The 16,699-nt window shown below is 43.7% G+C and carries 18 protein-coding genes and 1 pseudogene; 5 read left to right on the top strand and 14 right to left on the bottom strand.

Annotated features, from left to right (window positions below; all coding sequences use genetic code 11):
• Positions 1 to 66 precede the first annotated feature (66 nt).
• A complete protein-coding gene (locus QMG93_RS07375) occupies positions 67 to 1,278 on the bottom strand; it encodes a Tm-1-like ATP-binding domain-containing protein (RefSeq protein WP_281934978.1) in 1,212 nt (403 codons plus the stop codon).
• A 246-nt stretch (positions 1,279 to 1,524) separates the two neighbouring features.
• Between QMG93_RS07375 and QMG93_RS07370 the strand changes: the two genes are divergently transcribed.
• Positions 1,525 to 2,355, top strand: coding sequence for a phosphoenolpyruvate hydrolase family protein (locus QMG93_RS07370; protein ID WP_281934976.1), 831 nt, complete (start codon positions 1,525 to 1,527; stop codon positions 2,353 to 2,355).
• A gap of 21 nt (positions 2,356 to 2,376) precedes the next feature.
• On the opposite strand, the gene QMG93_RS07365 is transcribed toward QMG93_RS07370, so the two are convergent.
• The 4 genes and pseudogenes from QMG93_RS07365 to QMG93_RS07350 form a co-directional block, all read right to left on the bottom strand.
• On the bottom strand, positions 2,377 to 3,600 hold the full coding sequence (locus QMG93_RS07365; protein WP_281934974.1) for a phosphoenolpyruvate hydrolase family protein: 1,224 nt from the start codon (positions 3,598 to 3,600) through the stop codon (positions 2,377 to 2,379).
• Between the two features lie 392 nt (positions 3,601 to 3,992).
• Entirely contained in the window at positions 3,993 to 4,415 is a 423-nt protein-coding gene (locus QMG93_RS07360; protein WP_281934972.1) for an SRPBCC family protein, read from the bottom strand.
• Between the two features lie 11 nt (positions 4,416 to 4,426).
• The gene (locus QMG93_RS07355) at positions 4,427 to 5,434 is read right to left on the bottom strand and encodes an aldo/keto reductase (protein ID WP_281934969.1); all 1,008 of its coding nucleotides are present in this window, start codon (positions 5,432 to 5,434) and stop codon (positions 4,427 to 4,429) included.
• A gap of 286 nt (positions 5,435 to 5,720) precedes the next feature.
• A pseudogene (locus QMG93_RS07350) lies at positions 5,721 to 5,969 on the bottom strand (aldo/keto reductase); the annotation flags it as partial.
• Between the two features lie 296 nt (positions 5,970 to 6,265).
• Between QMG93_RS07350 and QMG93_RS07345 the strand changes: the two are divergent.
• The 3 genes from QMG93_RS07345 to QMG93_RS07335 all read left to right on the top strand — a co-directional run bounded on the left by QMG93_RS07345 (position 6,266) and on the right by QMG93_RS07335 (position 8,110).
• The gene (locus tag QMG93_RS07345; protein WP_281934967.1) at positions 6,266 to 6,604 is read left to right on the top strand and encodes a hypothetical protein; all 339 of its coding nucleotides are present in this window, start codon (positions 6,266 to 6,268) and stop codon (positions 6,602 to 6,604) included.
• Between the two features lie 54 nt (positions 6,605 to 6,658).
• Entirely contained in the window at positions 6,659 to 7,633 is a 975-nt protein-coding gene (locus tag QMG93_RS07340) for a TIGR03571 family LLM class oxidoreductase (protein WP_281934965.1), read from the top strand.
• Positions 7,634 to 7,723: 90 nt separating this feature from the next.
• A complete protein-coding gene (locus QMG93_RS07335; protein ID WP_281934963.1) occupies positions 7,724 to 8,110 on the top strand; it encodes a winged helix-turn-helix transcriptional regulator in 387 nt (128 codons plus the stop codon).
• Positions 8,111 to 8,298: 188 nt separating this feature from the next.
• On the opposite strand, the gene QMG93_RS07330 is transcribed toward QMG93_RS07335, so the two are convergent.
• From QMG93_RS07330 to QMG93_RS07300, 8 genes are all read right to left on the bottom strand, one after another.
• Complete coding sequence (locus QMG93_RS07330; RefSeq protein ID WP_281934961.1) at positions 8,299 to 9,270, bottom strand: alpha/beta hydrolase fold domain-containing protein; 972 nt, start codon at positions 9,268 to 9,270, stop codon at positions 8,299 to 8,301.
• A 235-nt stretch (positions 9,271 to 9,505) separates the two neighbouring features.
• Positions 9,506 to 9,790: a CD3324 family protein gene (locus tag QMG93_RS07325; protein ID WP_063180356.1), complete on the bottom strand. Its 285-nt coding sequence runs from the start codon at positions 9,788 to 9,790 to the stop codon at positions 9,506 to 9,508.
• Positions 9,791 to 10,115: 325 nt separating this feature from the next.
• The gene (locus QMG93_RS07320; RefSeq protein WP_063180354.1) at positions 10,116 to 10,436 is read right to left on the bottom strand and encodes a DUF2653 family protein; all 321 of its coding nucleotides are present in this window, start codon (positions 10,434 to 10,436) and stop codon (positions 10,116 to 10,118) included.
• A 714-nt stretch (positions 10,437 to 11,150) separates the two neighbouring features.
• Entirely contained in the window at positions 11,151 to 12,470 is a 1,320-nt protein-coding gene (locus QMG93_RS07315; protein WP_281934955.1) for a hypothetical protein, read from the bottom strand.
• Between the two features lie 317 nt (positions 12,471 to 12,787).
• Positions 12,788 to 13,159 (bottom strand): phage holin family protein, encoded by a 372-nt coding sequence (locus QMG93_RS35355; protein ID WP_010499355.1) that lies wholly within the window; start codon positions 13,157 to 13,159, stop codon positions 12,788 to 12,790.
• A 506-nt stretch (positions 13,160 to 13,665) separates the two neighbouring features.
• The gene (locus QMG93_RS07310) at positions 13,666 to 14,022 is read right to left on the bottom strand and encodes a hypothetical protein (RefSeq protein WP_281934953.1); all 357 of its coding nucleotides are present in this window, start codon (positions 14,020 to 14,022) and stop codon (positions 13,666 to 13,668) included.
• Between the two features lie 253 nt (positions 14,023 to 14,275).
• Entirely contained in the window at positions 14,276 to 14,905 is a 630-nt protein-coding gene (locus QMG93_RS07305) for a DUF2185 domain-containing protein (protein WP_281935452.1), read from the bottom strand.
• Between the two features lie 45 nt (positions 14,906 to 14,950).
• A complete protein-coding gene (locus QMG93_RS07300; RefSeq protein ID WP_127460867.1) occupies positions 14,951 to 15,484 on the bottom strand; it encodes a 3'-5' exonuclease in 534 nt (177 codons plus the stop codon).
• 236 nt (positions 15,485 to 15,720) lie between these two features.
• Here QMG93_RS07300 and QMG93_RS07295 point away from each other — a divergent pair, with 236 nt between their 5' ends.
• On the top strand, positions 15,721 to 16,281 hold the full coding sequence (locus QMG93_RS07295; protein ID WP_281934948.1) for an NAD(P)H-dependent oxidoreductase: 561 nt from the start codon (positions 15,721 to 15,723) through the stop codon (positions 16,279 to 16,281).
• Positions 16,282 to 16,342: 61 nt separating this feature from the next.
• On the opposite strand, the gene QMG93_RS07290 is transcribed toward QMG93_RS07295, so the two are convergent.
• Positions 16,343 to 16,693, bottom strand: coding sequence for a winged helix-turn-helix transcriptional regulator (locus tag QMG93_RS07290; RefSeq protein ID WP_281934946.1), 351 nt, complete (start codon positions 16,691 to 16,693; stop codon positions 16,343 to 16,345).
• Positions 16,694 to 16,699 lie beyond the last annotated feature (6 nt).

Here is a 16,699-nt window from a genome sequence, read left to right as displayed (position 1 = left end):
AAGCGGCCTTTCCCGGGCCGAGAGCCTCTGGAAAACGCCGCTTCTGATCATTTTCGCTTATCCGATTTATTTTTTCATCAATTCGATTAGTTTCTTCGCCATGGCCAGAGCAAAGGCTTCGTCATTGACGTTATGCTCCAGCTCAACCAATTCGACACGTTCTTGGTCAAGATTCGTTCTGAGGGCGTCAAACAACGCTGCGTCCTCTTCCGGTCCATAAAAGGGCTGACCCTCGTTATCGATCAGTGAAACTCCTTTTAGAGGCAGGAATAACGAGCAAGGGCCGGTCGAGCGGTTCAGCTTGGAGGCGATGATTTGGCCCAATTGCCGGTTTTCTTCCACATTTGTTCTCATTAACGTAATGGTCGCATTATGCTTGTATAGATTTCGGCCTGCATACTTCTCCGGAACCGTATCCATCGCTCCGAAATTCACCATATCCAAGGCGCCGGTCGATACGACCTGCGGAATGCCTGCCTTCGCCGCCGCCTCCAAACGACTCGGTCCCGCCGAAAGCACGCCTCCCGCCAGCTCGTCGCACCATTCCGTTGTGGTGACATCCAGCACCCCTTCGATAAAGCCGCTTTCAATCAACGCCTCCATCGCCATGCCGCCGCTGCCCGTTGCATGGAAAACCAGCACTTCATACCCTTGCTGCTCCAGGTATTCTCTTGCTTTATTTACGCAAGGCGTGGTCACCCCGAACATGGTCGCCGCGATCAATGGTTTATTTTCCAATTGCGGCGGAACACCCTTCGCCATTCCGGCAATGGCATAAGCGGCGTTGGCAAGAATGTTGGCGGACAACCGGTTAATGCCCGAAATATCGACGACCGAATACATCATCGTAATATCTTTTTCCCCAACATAGGGTCTCGTATTACCGGACGCAACGGTGGATACCATGAGCTTCGGTACGCCAACCGGGAGCGCTTGCATCGCATATGTGCCGATCGTCGTGCCCGCCGATCCTCCCAAACTGATCACACCGGCAACTTCCTTGTTCCGGTACAGCTCTGCCACAAGAGCCGCGGCGCCTTTCATCATCACATCCATCGCATAGCCCCGGTCATCCTTCGCAACCAGCTCCTGAAGCGACGCCCCTCCTGCACGAGCGACCGTCTCGTTCGAAATGTCGGCGTCCCAGCTTGTGCTGCCGATGACTCCCGTGTTCATGACAATCGTGGATACACCTGTGCCTTCGATGATATTTTTAATAAATATAATTTCTTTTCCCTTCGTATCAAGGGTACCGATAATGACAATTTTCCCCTTCATCGATGTGCCTCCTCTATCATATTATTTGTGTGATTGGCGGCGCTTACATATCTCTACTCTACTATCGCAGAATCGGATGGACAAAAGAATAGATTTAGGTAACATCAAGTAGGATTATGATAAGCTTTTCGGTTAGACCCTACCATAATACTAATTGAAATTACAATAATCTATGGTTTCGCGCTGTGCTTTCGGCCATACTGTCAGTACGGACTCATACTTATCTTGAGAAATGGAGACGATATTATGCTTTCGACAAGACAACGTATACTGGCAGCTTTGCAGGAAAAGGTCAAGCAAGGCGGCTACATTATCGGCGGCGGCGCAGGTACCGGAATTAGCGCCAAGTTCGAAGAAGACGGCGGTATCGATCTGATCGTCATTTATAACTCGGGAAGGTTCCGGATGGCCGGACACGGTTCTTTAGCCGGACTTATGCCGTATGGGGACGCCAACTCGATCGTAATGGAAATGGCAAGCGAAGTGCTGCCGGTTGTGAAGAAAAAACCTGTTATTGCGGGGGTATGTGGTACAGACCCGATGCGGCTCATGAGCCGGTTCTTGAAACAGATCAAAGACGAAGGCTTCGTGGGCGTCCAAAACTTCCCTACGGTCGGGCTGATCGACGGGAACTTCCGCATGAATCTGGAAGAAACGAATATGGGCTACGATAAAGAAGTCGAGATGATTCGTCTTGCGCATGAAGAGAATTTGCTGACGACGCCTTATGTGTTTTCCGAGCAGGATGCGGTCAAAATGACGAATGCCGGCGCGGACATTCTTGTCATTCATTTGGGCTTGACGACCTCGGGAACGATCGGGGCTCAAACTGCGAAGACATTGGACCAATGTGTCGAAGAGATTCGCTCCATTGCGGCTGCGGCTATCCAAGTAAGACCGGACATTCTCATCCTGTGTCATGGCGGTCCGATTGCCGAGCCGGAGGATGCCGCCTACGTATTGGAAAAATGTCCGGAAATTCACGGATTTTACGGGGCAAGCTCCATGGAACGTTTGCCTACCGAACGTGCGATTCGCGAGCAAACGCAGCGTTTTGTCAGCTTGCGCAGAAATTAAGAAACGGCCATACCCCAAGGATCAATTCCTCGGGGTATTGTTATTTTTATGGGAGATTTCTTTCCACTCGCTTGGCGTCATGCCGGTTTCCTTTTTGAACAGCCTGCTAAAATAAGACGCATCCTCATAGCCGACCTGCCGGGCAATGTCTTGAATGCTGCTGTGTTCTTTTTTCAACAAATCTTTGGCAGTGCTGACTCGCGTCTGAATCAGCCATTCGGAGAAGCTGACCCCCATTTTCTTTCTGAAGAGCTGGCTCAAATAGTTGCGGTTCAGATGAAGCTCTTTGGACAAATGATCGAACGTGATCGGCTCATGCAGGTGCATGGTCACATACGAGGTGATGTATCGGACATAGTCGGCTTGCTTGATCGCCGTGTGCAGATCCAGCTGCTGTCTGAGCTGTTTGTTTTCCGACTTGACCTCCTGGTATTTCTTGAACAGCTCCGTCACCCGGATGATGCTGGCTTCCGTCGGAATTCTTTCGAAGCTGGACCCGCCGATATAGCCCATCGCTTCCGTATGGTTGTAGATGTACTCCGCATTTTCCGGGGAATTGACAGGCCCGCCGTACACCAGCTTGAAAATATCCGGATTGAACGTCTCCGCGGCTTTAAAGATTTTGTCGGATAAAGCTACGCTCTCTTCCAAGCTTATAGCGAGCTTGACTCCCGAACTTCCGCCTTTGGTAAATCCAAGATGTGCGCAAATGATATGTGCCCCGGCAGCGGCCATCTGAGCAGCCTGTTCTTCATTAAAAACGAACGCAATGGTAAACAGGCCCTTCTCGCTGGCTTTATGTATCGCGGCGACTTCCCTATCGAAGGATATCCCCGCTTCCTGAAGCGCTTCGCCAAACGCCCCGTCGATCAGTCCGACCGTCGGATAATTGGTAATTCCTGAAAATCCTGCATCACGAATCTCGTCCAAATAATCGTCCAGCACAATCCCCGGATCAGTGGCGCATAAGCCAAAAATACACGGAATGGAGCTTACATTCCGAAGCACCTCTTGGATGCCCGTCTCCATGACCATCTCGTTACTGTTGCCGAAAGGAAGCAGGCTGGCCGTCGAGCTATACCCCATTAAGCGAAACCGCCCCGCATTCAGGACCAGGATAAGGTCCGCGCCGCCCGTTTCGGCATATTTGGCAAAAAGGCCGCAACCAACGGCTGCGCCTATAATATGTTTGTTTTGCTCTACCGCTTGGTTGAGCTTATGTACCATCCTTTTCAGATCTTGCATGAGAGTCAGTCCTTTTTGTCAGTTACCTCTATTTTACCACCTCTCTGCTTTATTAAAAATCACTCTCGTCGATGACGGGCGATTGTTGGGCATATTCCGGCTTATGCAGCGCCTTGGTCGCCTTTGCCATGATCATCAGCCCGCTCCATGAGGTCAAAATCTTGTCCATACTTACAGCATCCGATAGAAAAATGCATCTTTTCTTATTAGAGAAGAGATGCTTTTTCTTGATTGCGCTCCCGTTCAGACAATCTCCAAACCTGAACAGCGTAATGGCTATTAGATTTGAAGATCCAAAAAAAGAGAAAGCCCAAGGTTTGGACTTTCTCTCTTTTATGGTTAAAGTATTTTTCTCAATCATTAATTATGAAAATGCTTCACTTCATAAATCTTCAATCTAGAAATGCTTGTTGTAATGCCTCTAAACCATCTTTATAGATGCCATGGAACAGATCCATAGCCTCTTTGTCACTAACACCTACAGGCGTGAAACTGCCGGACCACTCAACCAACGATGATTTACCGTCGGTATCTTCTTTAACGTGGATTGTAGATAAATAATCAGTAACCGGAAATGGTGCTTTCATAATTGAATACGTGTAGTAGCGCTCCTTATCATTGAATACTTCCAAACGCTCTACAATCGCATCACCATCAGGGTTAGCCAGATGACGTACGCGTCCGCCTTCACTTACTTTACTGCTAGGTATATAAGGCAGCCAGTCTGGAAGCGAGTCAAAGCCTCCGATTAATTGCCATACTTGTTCGGGTGAAGCAGAAATTTTAATAGATGTCGTTGTATGTGCCATATTCATTCATCTCCTTCTTATTTAGTGATTGGTAGTGGTGCATTAGGTGCTACCAATTTTTGTTCGCGCATTTCTTCCCAGAATGCTGCCGGGATCACTATGTTCAATGCAGCTTTGTCTTCTGCAATTCGCTCAGGTCGACTAGCACCGGGAATGACAGCAGCAACGGCCGGATTAGCCAGTGAAAATTGTAAAGCAGCAGCCTTGATGCTGATTTGATGACGATCTGCAATATTTTTGATTTTCTCAACTTTTGCAATAATTTCCGGTGACGCTTTTTGATATTCGAAGTGGGTACCTCCAGCAAGAACACCTGAGCTATATGGACCACCAACGATAATGTCCATGTTATGTTTTACTGCTGCAGGCATTACTCGTTGTAGCGCACGCTCATGATCTAATAATGTGTAACGACCAGCTAGCAAGGATACATCGGGCTTCGCTTCTTCTAAGTCCAGCATGAGTTCAATTGGTTCTACCCGGTTTACTCCGAGTCCCCAACCTTTAATGACTCCTTCTTCACGTAAACGTGTGAGCACACGGAATGCCCCAGTTCGGGCAGTTTCAAATCGGGAAAGCCACTCATCGCCATAAAAGTCCTGTGCTATATCATGAATATAAACAAAGTCCAGACGATCTGTTTTTAAACGTTTCAAACTCTGCTCGATAGAGCGAAGGGCGGCATCCGCGCTATAGTCAGGGATGATTTTATTTTTACGGCCGAATTCGAAAAGTCCCCCTTTTTCTCCTAAATCACGTGCAGATGGGTCTTCCAATTCATCCGAAATGATTCGACCTACTTTCGTGCTTAAAACGTAATCATTGCGATTTCTTTTCGACAGTGCTTCACCAAGGCGAATCTCGGCTAAGCCAGCTCCATAGAATGGGGCTGTGTCAAAGTAGCGAATACCACTCTCCCAAGCAGCATCTACAGTTGCTATGGCTTCCTCTTCTGGGATATTACGGAACATGTTACCTAGCGGCGCAGTACCAAAACCTAGTTTTCCTTGCAGTATATTTCTCATCTATATAACCCTCCTGAAATTTTTTTAATCTGTATGTCAGAAATCAATGACTGACCAATCACCAATGCCATTTCATCGTCTGACAAAATTGATTATGAAGCATCTCAACCGAAAAAAAAGTACGCACTTTAAAGTAATATGGGAACTAAAAAGTGCCTATAGGAAAACAACTCAATTACAAAAAGCCGCAATGACGCGGCTTTACGAGTGTATGTTCTTGTCGCTTTTCAAAAATCAAAATTGTCAGGATCTGGACCTACACGGTGATTTTGATTCAATTCATCAATACTTTTGATGTGTCAAATACCTCTTCTCTTGAGATACCTGCTTCTTGTAGTCCTTCACGGATGCCTTGACCTACTCCTTCTTCATTCCCATAAATCGCTGCTGTATCGATACTACGGTAACCATGCTTGATGGCTACTTTAACGGCTTTTACCAACTCTGGACCCTCTTCTACTTTAAATACTCCGAGACCAAATCCCGGCATTTTTATACCATTGTGTAGAGTCACCGTATCCTGCAAATTCTTTATCATTGAAAATTCCTCCTTAACTAATTTAACTGCCTGAACCTCGCTGGCAAATATATTATGTTATAGGACAATTCGAAATAAAAGTACGTACTTTTTTGTACTATGGGTACTTAAAAAGTGCCTTTTGCCTTGAGTTCTAATGTGGACATTTATGCGTATTAGGCACTTTTTAGTACCTATATACCTTAAAAGTACGTACTTATCAAATCAATTCAACGGTTTTATACTAACATTCATGAAGTAAAGGAGATTTAACCTTACTTCAATTCAGAATAAAATGAACTTCAGGAGGAATCATGAATCAAAACATTGCAAAATCAGCGCCAAAGTCAGGTACCTACGGGCTTCTTGCCCTTGCTATAAGCGCATTCGGCATTGGAACAACTGAGTTTGTTCCTGTGGGTCTTGTAGGAGTCGTTGGTGTTATCTTAATGGGTCTGCTTGTCTTCATAAACGTACCGGGCCTGCAGTTATATATTGTCCAACTTGGCGAAAAATACGTACCTTCAGCTATAGACGTTGCTTCAGCGCTTAATATTGCAGCATTCAACATCGGTATTGCAGTGGGTTCGGTAATCGGCGGGGCTGTCATTGGCCCATGGGGCTGGAGCATACTCCTTGAATTAGAGCGTTAATGGTTATCCTGGCAATCCTACTCACAGGCATTTCTGCCAACCTGGAAAAAAATAATGGGGGGAGTTCACATGTTTGAGCATCATCAAACTTACCAAAGAACCTTCAGAGAAGGCGAATTAACACTTGGTCTTCATATACCACTAGAAAACTATAAAATGGAAAAGCCGACGATGGCTCGCCAAATTGAGTTAGCGCAAGCTGCTGAGACATACGGATTTACAACGCTGTGGCTCAGAGATGTGATATTGGAGGACCCCAATTTCGGGGATCCTGCTGTCGGTCAAATTTATGATATCTTGATTTACGGGACACATTTGCTTAGCCAGACGAAACAAATTGCTCTTGGAACATCTGCGTTGGTACTCCCCCTTCGCCATCCACTAAGGCTGTCGAAAGAAGTTGCCACCATCGAAGCACTTTTTCCCGAAAGGCTGATCATGGGTGTTTCTTCAGGTGACCGGCGGGCTGATTTCAAAGGACTTGGAATCGACCATCCGAGTCGAGGCGATCAGTTCCGAGAAGCGTTATCCTATCTCGAAAAGGTACTTTATGAGTCATTTCCTTCCATCGATTCACGTTATGGGCATATCGAACAAGCGACACTCGTACCGAAACTAATGCAAAAAATCCCTACAATGATAACCGGATTTGCCCAGCAAGATTTGGATTGGATTGGAATGAACGGTGACGGATGGATTTATTATCCACAGGCACCACGAAGACAGTTAGATGCTATCAATGCATGGCGAGAATCAGCTTCTCGCCAAAATCAATCAGCATTTCGACCTTTCAGCATGCCCATGCATCTTGATTTGGCGGAGGACCCTGATGAACATGCAACCCCCATTCGGCTAGGTTTTCGAATCGGACGCAATAAATTGGTTGAGCTTCTTAAATTATATAAAACGATTGGTGTTAATCATCTCTTTTTTGCTTTATTTGACAGCCTTCGACCAGCTGATCAGGTCATTCATGAACTAGGAGAATACGTATTGCCGCATTTCCCACCACATGAAATCAATGCTTGAAAGAATGAGGGAATCCTCAAGAGCTAGCAAGGTATTATGCTCACACCAGGGAATTTGATACCACCTATTAAACTTAGGGAGGAATTCAATATGATGAAATATAATATTCCTGTAGAAGCTGCCTTAGAGGTAATTGGTGGAAAATGGAAGGTCGTTATTTTATGTTATTTGACTAAGGGAACAAGACGAACTGGGCAACTCAAGCGCTTGATGCCTGGAATCACTCAAAAAATGCTCACACAACAACTGAGGGAACTCGAAAACGATGGTGTCATTCGTAGAGTAATTTACAATCATATTCCACCTAGAGTTGAATACTCCCTAACAGAGTATGGGCTGACCCTTTCAGATATTTTAGACTCATTGTGCAAATGGGGAGAAAGACACATCGATAATAAATATCCACATCGAGAAGATGTATTATTAAATACAGAAGAACTAAAAAGAAAATTCGCTGAAGAGAAAATTTCATCCTAATACACCTTATCGTTTTGCAAATCCAAAATGTGGCAAGCCGCGAAAATTGAGATCATGTTGCTCTGCTGAGCGTTTGCTGGGAAGGCTTCTTCCCTATATGAACGCTCAGCTGCTGGGCATATTTAAAAGGATTACCGTTTACCAACTAATGTCTTGGCTCCGACGGCACTTCTAAATCAATAGTAAAATCAAAATAACTCCAGAGCTTTCAGTAAGGCGTATTCACTTGATTTGGCGCCTTCTTGAGAAAAATGCGCATTCGGAAACATTGGAGCCAAATGGTGATATCCAGGGTATACGTGTAATTCAACTAAAACACCGTCAAAGGCTAGTTGTTTTGCAAACAATAAGGCTTCATCTATGAACAAATCAATGCTGCCAATGCTAACATAAGTGGGTGGTAAACCGACCAGCGATTTTGCACGCGCAGGCACGTAATACTCGCTTGTCTCCTCTTGACCGGGTTCATGCCCTAATACCGATTTCCAGCCGAAATAATTGCTTCTTTTTGTCCAAACATACTCGCCAGCATATGGATGCTCTGGTGAAATACTTGTACGGTCATCAAGCATTGGGCTGCGCAGTCTTAGATGATGGATGTCGAATTCCTTCCGATCGCGAACGTATATGGCTAGACCCGCCGCTAATCCGGCGCCGGCGCTGCTGCCCGCAACAGCGACTTTCTGAGTATCTATCGCTAATTCATCGGCATGTTCAATGCACCATTTCAAGCCCGAATAACAATCCTGCAACTGACTTGGCTGAACATGTTCCGGCGCTAGGCGATAGTACACAGATACGCAGCAAAAACCATGTTGTGCAGCCAGTGCCGCATTCCCTTGGCGATCAACAACCGGACTGCCCAAAACCATTCCCCCACCGTGAATCGAATAATATAAGGGCATCTTATTGTACTTTGGTAGGCGGGGTTTAATAATTTCTATGCGAAGTTCAGGACCGCCAAAATAACTTGGCACCGCCCTTTCTTCGAATGTAACTGGAAACAGCTGCGTTACATCGATTTGCGGCAACATTTTTGCTTGATTCTCCCGTGATTCCATGAGCGTATTATCGGAAAGATCGCTTGTCGGTATTAAATCAATTGCACTAATAATCTCCTGATCGATCAGATGTCTGCTTCTACCTTTTTGTTCTTTCATAGTTACCGTTTCCTCGCTTTATTGATCATTTCCATGCAGTTGCTTCTCTCTCCGAAATCGAATAATGATGAGACCAGTATTCCCCTTTTCGACCGAATTCAAAAGGTACACTTTACTCCTACGGCATCGGTTTTTACGTCTACTCATATTCTAAAGAGCGCAATAGGCAATTAAAATGTAAACCATAACTTAGAATTGTTTTTGACATAAAAAAACACTGATGAAGAAACCTTCATCAGTGCCGTTCGCTACTTTTATTTCTCGAATAAACAATTTTCTTAATGGTTTCAATGGAGAGAAAATAGTCCTTAGCAAGCTGTTCAATACTGCTATTATTCTTAAAAGCGTGTCTAATAGCCGCATTTCGGTGATCTAACCACTGTCTTCCACCACTTAAGCTTCCCCAATGTTTATGTTCCTTCTCCTGCCTAGGAATGTAAATACTCTCTCCCTGGACATACTTTTGAATCTCTATAATTAGCATTTCGGGTAATATTTTTTTGGCATTCGTATATTTCAATTCGCTTCACTCCTTATTTGGGAAATAAGGTGCAAAGCCACTATTGAAGAAAAATTATTCAGCGTTAGAAATCATTTCGCCCCATGCAGAGTAACGCTTCTCCAATATTGGCTTTGCATGAGTGAAAGTAGTCACAGACAATCTCAAGAGATTCTCCATCAGTAAAGCACCCCCTTAACTTTGTCAGTATACCATATTTCAAATGAACCATGTCAACATGATGAGCGTAGTGAAAAAGCTCAGAATTGACAAAACGCGTGCTTTTGCCGTTCTCAAAAGATAAGCCGCTACGCGTTTTCACGCATAGCGGCTTACTCCTTCCATTTTATCGTTCTACCGTAATCTCTCCGCTAAACTTTTTCGTGACTTCGTCCCATGATAAATTAATGAGCAGCCTTCCTGCATTGAACGAATAATAAGCAGACAAATAAAGTGCGACCGCATCTATAAGTTCTTGCTGGTTCAAAAAGTATTCTTGATAATGCAATCTTCCGCGAGCTGAGAAGCCTTTTGTTTCTTCAAAAAATAAACTAATATCATTTACATGTTGTGGCTCACTACCTTCAACTTGCCCTCTATTGACTCTGGCTGCAATGGCTACACAAACGGAATCGATGATGTCTTGTTCGTCAAATTGAATTTTCATGCTCTTCTTCCTCTCAGAGATCTAAAAATAACTACCACAAGCCAAATAACCAAAGCTGCAATGGCCAAGTCCAAGATTAGACCCATGAATGAGAACGGCTGATGAACATATCCCCCTCCGGCGGTAGGATAGTATCCCCCCGATGGATGAAGCATCGATCCTAAAAATGTTCCCGCTGCAAAAGCTCCTACCATTGGCCAAATGCTGCTGCTTTGTTTTTGGCCTGCCGGCAAAGAATTGTAATAGGTTCCTCCGCCATAATACGTTCTTCCTGTGTCTGGATTTGTTTTGGAGCCGTTAATTGGCGGTGTCTGCGAGGCTCCAAAAACACTGGACGACGGTTTTTGATTCCCTGTACTGTAGGTCGTGCCATCTTTGGTAACCGTGCTATTAGACGTACTTGGGGTGCTCGGCACATTGGTTTTGTTTGAAGCGCCTCCGCTAAACCCGGAACCCGATGTACTGCTTTGTGCCGGCGTTGAAGAATTGGTCTGAGAACTTGTACCGGCCGGACTCTGTTTACTGCTTGATCCTCCGCTAAAACCATGGGGACTCACAATATTTGCCCTACCAAAAAAGCATTGGCCCATGACCTGCAGCTCCAACATGGAACATACAGATTCACAGGCCAAATACATTTTCATTCATGGTGGTGGCCGTCAGGCCTTGTTAGTTTGGGACAGCCCCTTTATTCCAAAACTTACTCGCGGATGCTTAATCGCTCGTAAATTTCGCCAAAAGGACGTCATAATTGCCGTTGGAGCTGTCCTTTTGGAACGAACCCGTAACCACATAACCGCCGTCATTGGTCGTTGCTACACGCTTGCCTATTTCGCCAGTGTTCCCAAAATCGTACATATTCGACCATAATGCATTTCCTGCGTTGTTGATTTTCATCAGCACCAAATCTTCTTTACCCACTTGCGGACTCGTCAGCCCGGTCACGATATAATTGCCGTCCTTAGCCGCTTTGACATCATTGGCAAAATCGCCATTCGTGGAATGAAACTGGTTCGCCCACAACTTGCCACCCGAAGTGCTGACCTTGGTTACAAAGATGTTATACCCTTGAGAACTGTTCGGTTGACCAAAGTTGTTGATGGACCCTGCAGCCACATAGCCGCTGCTCGTTGCGGCAACACCTTTTAGCATGGAGTACTTGTCCAGGGTGGATTCGAATTCCGTCCCTCCAGAACCGGATACTTTTACCATCAGCCCGTACATCGCTTGTTCCGTCCCCCCTGGAACGGTTTGCTTGATGGTTTTATATCCGGCGCCTACATAGCCGCCGTCCGGTGTTACGCTTACGCCGTAAAAGCGGTCTTCCAGATTCTCCTGACCGTATGTCCGGCTCCATTGAACATTACCGTTGGCATCCACTTTAAGCATGAAAGCATCCGTCGTAAACTGGCTGTCTCCCTTGGCACCGACAATGACGTAGCCGCCGTCATGCCCGATTTCCATCGCTGCAGCCTCTTCTTGACCCGGCCCTCCATATGTTTTTGCCCATTGTACCGCTCCGTTAGCATCTGTTTTCGCCAAGTAGATATCTTTAGAACCGCTTGCATTGCTTGTCCCGGTGATGATATACCCACCGTCGCTCGTTTGCCTAACCTCGGCACCCGTTTCTTCTGCGGCCCCGCCCAGGGCATATGCCCATTGAAGCGCCAGGGATGCGTCCGTCTTGGCAAACAGGATATCCTCGTTTCCATTCACCGTGGTAGAGCCTACGAATACATAGCCGCCGTCGCTCGTCTGCACGACGGATTCGCCGAAATCGCGCTGCGAGAAGTTGAATGTAGTACCCTTCTGGAGCGCTGGGGGAGCAAGGCTTGCTAAAGACTGAAGTGTAGAAATTGAATTTTTCTCATCTGCGTTTTTGTTTTGGCTCAGCAGATTGGTGACCTTGACCTCTGCATTTTTGACAGGCACCTGACTTGAGGCTTCGGGAAGTGATTCATGGGCCAAAGCAACTTGAGCGGAAAGCAGTAGCACAGCAGTCAAAGAAGACAGTACAGGAATCGTTTTTTTCATAATTTCCCTCCTTTTTTCATTTAAATATTATTTTTGAATATATTTAACATATTATCATATTTTTTGATATAAAATCAGCAAATATATTTCGAACTTGTTAACATTTTTCTCTTTTTTTGGTAACGTGACTGACCATGATGAAGCGAAACGGTATATGGACTGACTTAACCGCCCCCTGCCCTCTCCAGACCATGCTAACGATCTAGGTTCTTGATACAGCGTTTTGACAAAAATTTGTTCCGACAAAATAAAAAAACCGCGATTTACGCGGCGTTTGATCGACCTATATCTTTATTATTTTTTTAAATCTATCGAGGCTACACCTTTCGATCCCTTTTTTTGTCGTTTACTTTTACCGTAAACACGCTTAATACGATAGTTAGAATCACATATGTCCAAAAACCATGAATTTCAAATCCAGTGAGATATCGATCGAGTAACCATAACTTAATCGGTGTTAACACAAGTGAAGCCACGATTAATAACGGCGTTGTTAAACACCCAATCCCAACGACAATTGAAATAAAAGAAATCGTCAATAGAAAGCCATAAATGAAACTGATGACAAACATAAGCACTGTTGCGATGATTAACGTTTTGGTATCTGATATGGATATATACTGGTTAAAGTAATGATTCCCACACCAGAAAACAAGAAATGTAACAAGCAGGTTGAGTAGGTTTCTCAATTACATCCCTCCTTATTTTTCCTTTGATAAAATTTTTATCCATAGTATATTGTATCTCCTCCCCCCACTAGATGGAACAGTAATTCACCGTTTTTTTTGATAAATTACAAATTCCCTTCAATCGCAATTTCATCTACCTGTTCCAATGTTGCAATCATCAGCACGATGATGAAATTGCCGTACCTCGGTGAGCTTTTCTTTTTGGGTGATATAAAGTGTCGAAGTGGGATGCTGCATATGCTCTTTCATTTGCAAGACGATTTTCTCGAATTGCTTCTGTCTGCTGTTATCTTCCAAACGATTTAAAAAGCTGCAATTCAATAAAAAATGCTCCCTCCGTCTCTCTTGCTCCGTCCATTTAAAAAGTAACAATTCTTAAGTCGTTCGGTCTGATTCATAATTATTAAACAAAATCAAAAAAAGCCACTATTTCATAGCGGCTTGTTGGAATAAATTGCTTAAAATATACATTTAAGAAGGGACAGACTTTTGTCTGCCCCAAATGCTTAATCAACAATCCTAAATTCATAAATTACATTATTGTCCGTATCACGAATTAATGCCTTCCCTCCTGATTTTACTGCTGTGACTTTAGTATAACCACTGTCGTGATTAGATGTTACTTTGATATATCTGCTACCATCTGATACAGATACAAATGCATTATAGATTTTATAAGTACTTGGACCATTATCTCCACTCACACTTAATTTTACATACTCCCTATGGACGCTAGCTTTAAGAGTTTGAGACTGCGGAGTACTGATACTTTCTTGAGGAGCTGCTTGTGCATTATGTGCAGACAAAGGTGCAATCAGGGAAGCTAACAGACCAGCCGACAACAACAGTTTACCAATTTTCATTAATGTTCACTCTCCAAATTTAATTTGTATTTACTTTATAGGTGATTATAAGCCAAAATGGTTTTACACCACCTTAGCCCTGATTATACGTGAACTTAGAAAAAAAGGATTAAAATAGAATATCTAGCATATAACAGCCATCATCCTGTAAAAAAATTGTCGAAAGCTGGCTGCCATTTGTTTAATCACAACAAAAAGCAAAAAGACGCTTAGATCTGGAAAATCTAAACGTCATATCATTACATAGTTTTCATTACTCATGAATACTCCAATCATAATTCTCGATTCTAACAAATTTTGCAGTTTCACGATCTCTCTCATATGCACAAGGCACAGTGTCATTTATAAACGCTAAGATTGAATCATCGATGTTCAGCATCTTCCCTACAGAAATGAATTGAAAATTATCCGAATCAGCATTGAAACCATCTTCTTTGTGACTACTGAAGAAGACCCATCCTAAATCACTATCGTCGTAGGGTTCAAATCTCAGCATCAAGTTAAATTCATTTCTTGACAGCACGTCATTACTTACCGTAACCTTTTTATCTAAATAGTAATCCATATCCATTGCATACGGGTCATCCAGCTGAGTATCGCATATATGTACTAGACTGAAATGAATCAAATCTCCATAATGAAGGGATTCAAGATAGTGTGGTTTGTTCATCAACTTGCCGCAGAAATCGGAAACTTTTCTTTCGAGTATTTCAACCCACATTCTTTCTCCTTCATACCCATTATCCAACGTTTCTTCAGCCATAAAAATTAACTTCACGAGATCGCCTGCTTTTAGTTGGTTCAAAACATAGTCACTCGGAAGATAAAATGTATATGGCGATTCTTTATGAAGGTCATCTGCACGATCTAATTTCCATTTCATCAAGTCTCCACGCTCCTATAAGCTTTACTTTAGGAAACAAACAAGTCAGAATTCCAGCTTATCAAAAATCCTTACAAAGATCTTAGCAATATTCCGGGCATCGTCAATTCCCCGATGGTGTGTGCCTTCCAGCGGCAGCTTAAGCATGTCAAGCGCCCTTGCCATACCTACTCCCCGCTCTTTGCCAATCAATTTGCCGTGTTGATGTTTTATGCTGATATGATTAGCAAGCCATTCCGTACCTAATCGATTTAGTTCACAATCCTTTGTTAGTTGACTTTTATCGTAAAAGCCCCAAGAACATAAGAAATAATCTTCTTTGCCAATCCAATCTTGAAATTGTTGAATGGCTTGCGGGAAATAGTCTGCTTGATTAACATCCTCTTGCGTAATGGAAGTTAATTTCTTGCAAAAATCAGATAACCAGGGATTTAATATCGGCTTAACAAACGTTTGAAATTCATCGACAATTTCAAGTTGTTCATTGATTTTAACGGCACCAATTTCAATAATTTCGTTTTGTTTCGTTCGGTCATTTTCCCAACAAGTAGCCTCTAAATCAATCACGATGTAGTTCACTTTATATCAGTCCATTTCATTATAAGTTAGTTAAGTTCCATTATATAGTACTAGCCGGCAAGATCCGTAGAATTATTGGATATAAACAAATTTTCTTTTCACTGGTTCACCTGCAAAATCTGCTATCGTCTGACACTCTCCTTTTGGTAAGTACCTGTACTAAAAGTGCATACTTACATATTTGCAGCGAGCACTTTATACTCAAGAAGTAAATCATACTCAAGGAGGACAAAGCTGTGAAAACTCTAGTTATCGTAACACACCCGAGCCTGGAAACGTCCGTCATCAATAAGCGGTGGGTCGAAGAACTCAACAAATATCCCGAAAAGTATACGGTCCACGAATTGCATAAGGTATACCCTGACGGAAACATCGATGCGGAAAAAGAACAGCAGCTCATCGAATCGCATGGCAATCTTGTTTTACAGTTTCCCATTTATTGGTTCAATTGTCCGCCTCTCCTGAAAAAGTGGCTTGACGATGTGTTCGCTTATGGCTGGGCTTATGGTTCGAAAGGCGACAAATTAAAAAATCGCAAAGCGGCTTTAGCCGTATCGGCCGGAATTAGAAAAGAAGATTATAGTGAAGCCGGTAGATATCGCTATACGCTTGACCATTTATTATCTCCTTTTGAAACGTCTTTCCGGTACTGTAAAGCAGATTATCGTTCGTTCTTTGCATTTTACGGTAAGGAAAGCGAGTCTGGCGAAAATGTGCCCGGTGAAGAAATCGAGTCCTCTGCGAGCGAATTGGAAAAGAGCGCGCAAGATTATGTGAAATTTATAGACAACCTGTAAGTGGTAGCTTGATTAAGCAAAAAAAGAAGTATTTCCTTATTACGGAGATACTTCTTGTGCTTTAACCCTCCTGAGCCGACAAAATGTTTTTCTCTCCCCACTCGCACATCATATTTAACAAGGGAACGAGAGAAAGCCCGCGTTCAGATAAGGAATATTCAACTTTTGGAGGTACTTGGGGAAACTCTTTGCGGATGATCAGACCATCGGCCTCCAGCTCTTTTAACATGATGCTTAACGTTTTAAAGGAAATGGTACCGATACTTCGCTTCAGCTCGTTATGCCGCATCACCTTATTTTCAGCCAGCCAATACATAATAATGATTTTATATTTTCCGTCGATTAAGGACAACGTATATCCAAAGCCGGTGTCTTTGAGTTTCACGCCAGACGGAACGCAGGTATCGCGCACAAGCTG

This window comes from Paenibacillus tyrphae (genome assembly GCF_027925525.1).
GTDB lineage: Bacteria > Bacillota > Bacilli > Paenibacillales > NBRC-103111 > Paenibacillus_G > Paenibacillus_G tyrfis_B.
The sequence above is the reverse complement of the archived record's forward strand: the minus strand, read 5'-3'. Positions and strand labels throughout refer to the sequence as shown.

Excerpts from the sequence above, each read along its gene's own strand:
- QMG93_RS07335 (WP_281934963.1), top strand. The coding sequence starts at position 7,724 with ATGATGAAATATAATATTCCTGTAGAAGCTGCCTTAGAGGTAATTGGT.
- QMG93_RS07330 (WP_281934961.1), bottom strand. The coding sequence starts at position 9,270 with ATGAAAGAACAAAAAGGTAGAAGCAGACATCTGATCGATCAGGAGATT.
- QMG93_RS07320 (WP_063180354.1), bottom strand. The coding sequence starts at position 10,436 with ATGAAAATTCAATTTGACGAACAAGACATCATCGATTCCGTTTGTGTA.
- QMG93_RS07365 (WP_281934974.1), bottom strand. The coding sequence starts at position 3,600 with ATGCAAGATCTGAAAAGGATGGTACATAAGCTCAACCAAGCGGTAGAG.
- QMG93_RS07355 (WP_281934969.1), bottom strand. The coding sequence starts at position 5,434 with ATGAGAAATATACTGCAAGGAAAACTAGGTTTTGGTACTGCGCCGCTA.
- QMG93_RS07360 (WP_281934972.1), bottom strand. The coding sequence starts at position 4,415 with ATGAATATGGCACATACAACGACATCTATTAAAATTTCTGCTTCACCC.
- QMG93_RS07370 (WP_281934976.1), top strand. The coding sequence starts at position 1,525 with ATGCTTTCGACAAGACAACGTATACTGGCAGCTTTGCAGGAAAAGGTC.
- QMG93_RS07305 (WP_281935452.1), bottom strand. The coding sequence starts at position 14,905 with ATGAAATGGAAATTAGATCGTGCAGATGACCTTCATAAAGAATCGCCA.
- QMG93_RS07315 (WP_281934955.1), bottom strand. The coding sequence starts at position 12,470 with ATGAAAAAAACGATTCCTGTACTGTCTTCTTTGACTGCTGTGCTACTG.
- QMG93_RS07310 (WP_281934953.1), bottom strand. The coding sequence starts at position 14,022 with ATGAAAATTGGTAAACTGTTGTTGTCGGCTGGTCTGTTAGCTTCCCTG.
- QMG93_RS07375 (WP_281934978.1), bottom strand. The coding sequence starts at position 1,278 with ATGAAGGGGAAAATTGTCATTATCGGTACCCTTGATACGAAGGGAAAA.
- QMG93_RS07345 (WP_281934967.1), top strand. The coding sequence starts at position 6,266 with ATGAATCAAAACATTGCAAAATCAGCGCCAAAGTCAGGTACCTACGGG.
- QMG93_RS07340 (WP_281934965.1), top strand. The coding sequence starts at position 6,659 with ATGGGGGGAGTTCACATGTTTGAGCATCATCAAACTTACCAAAGAACC.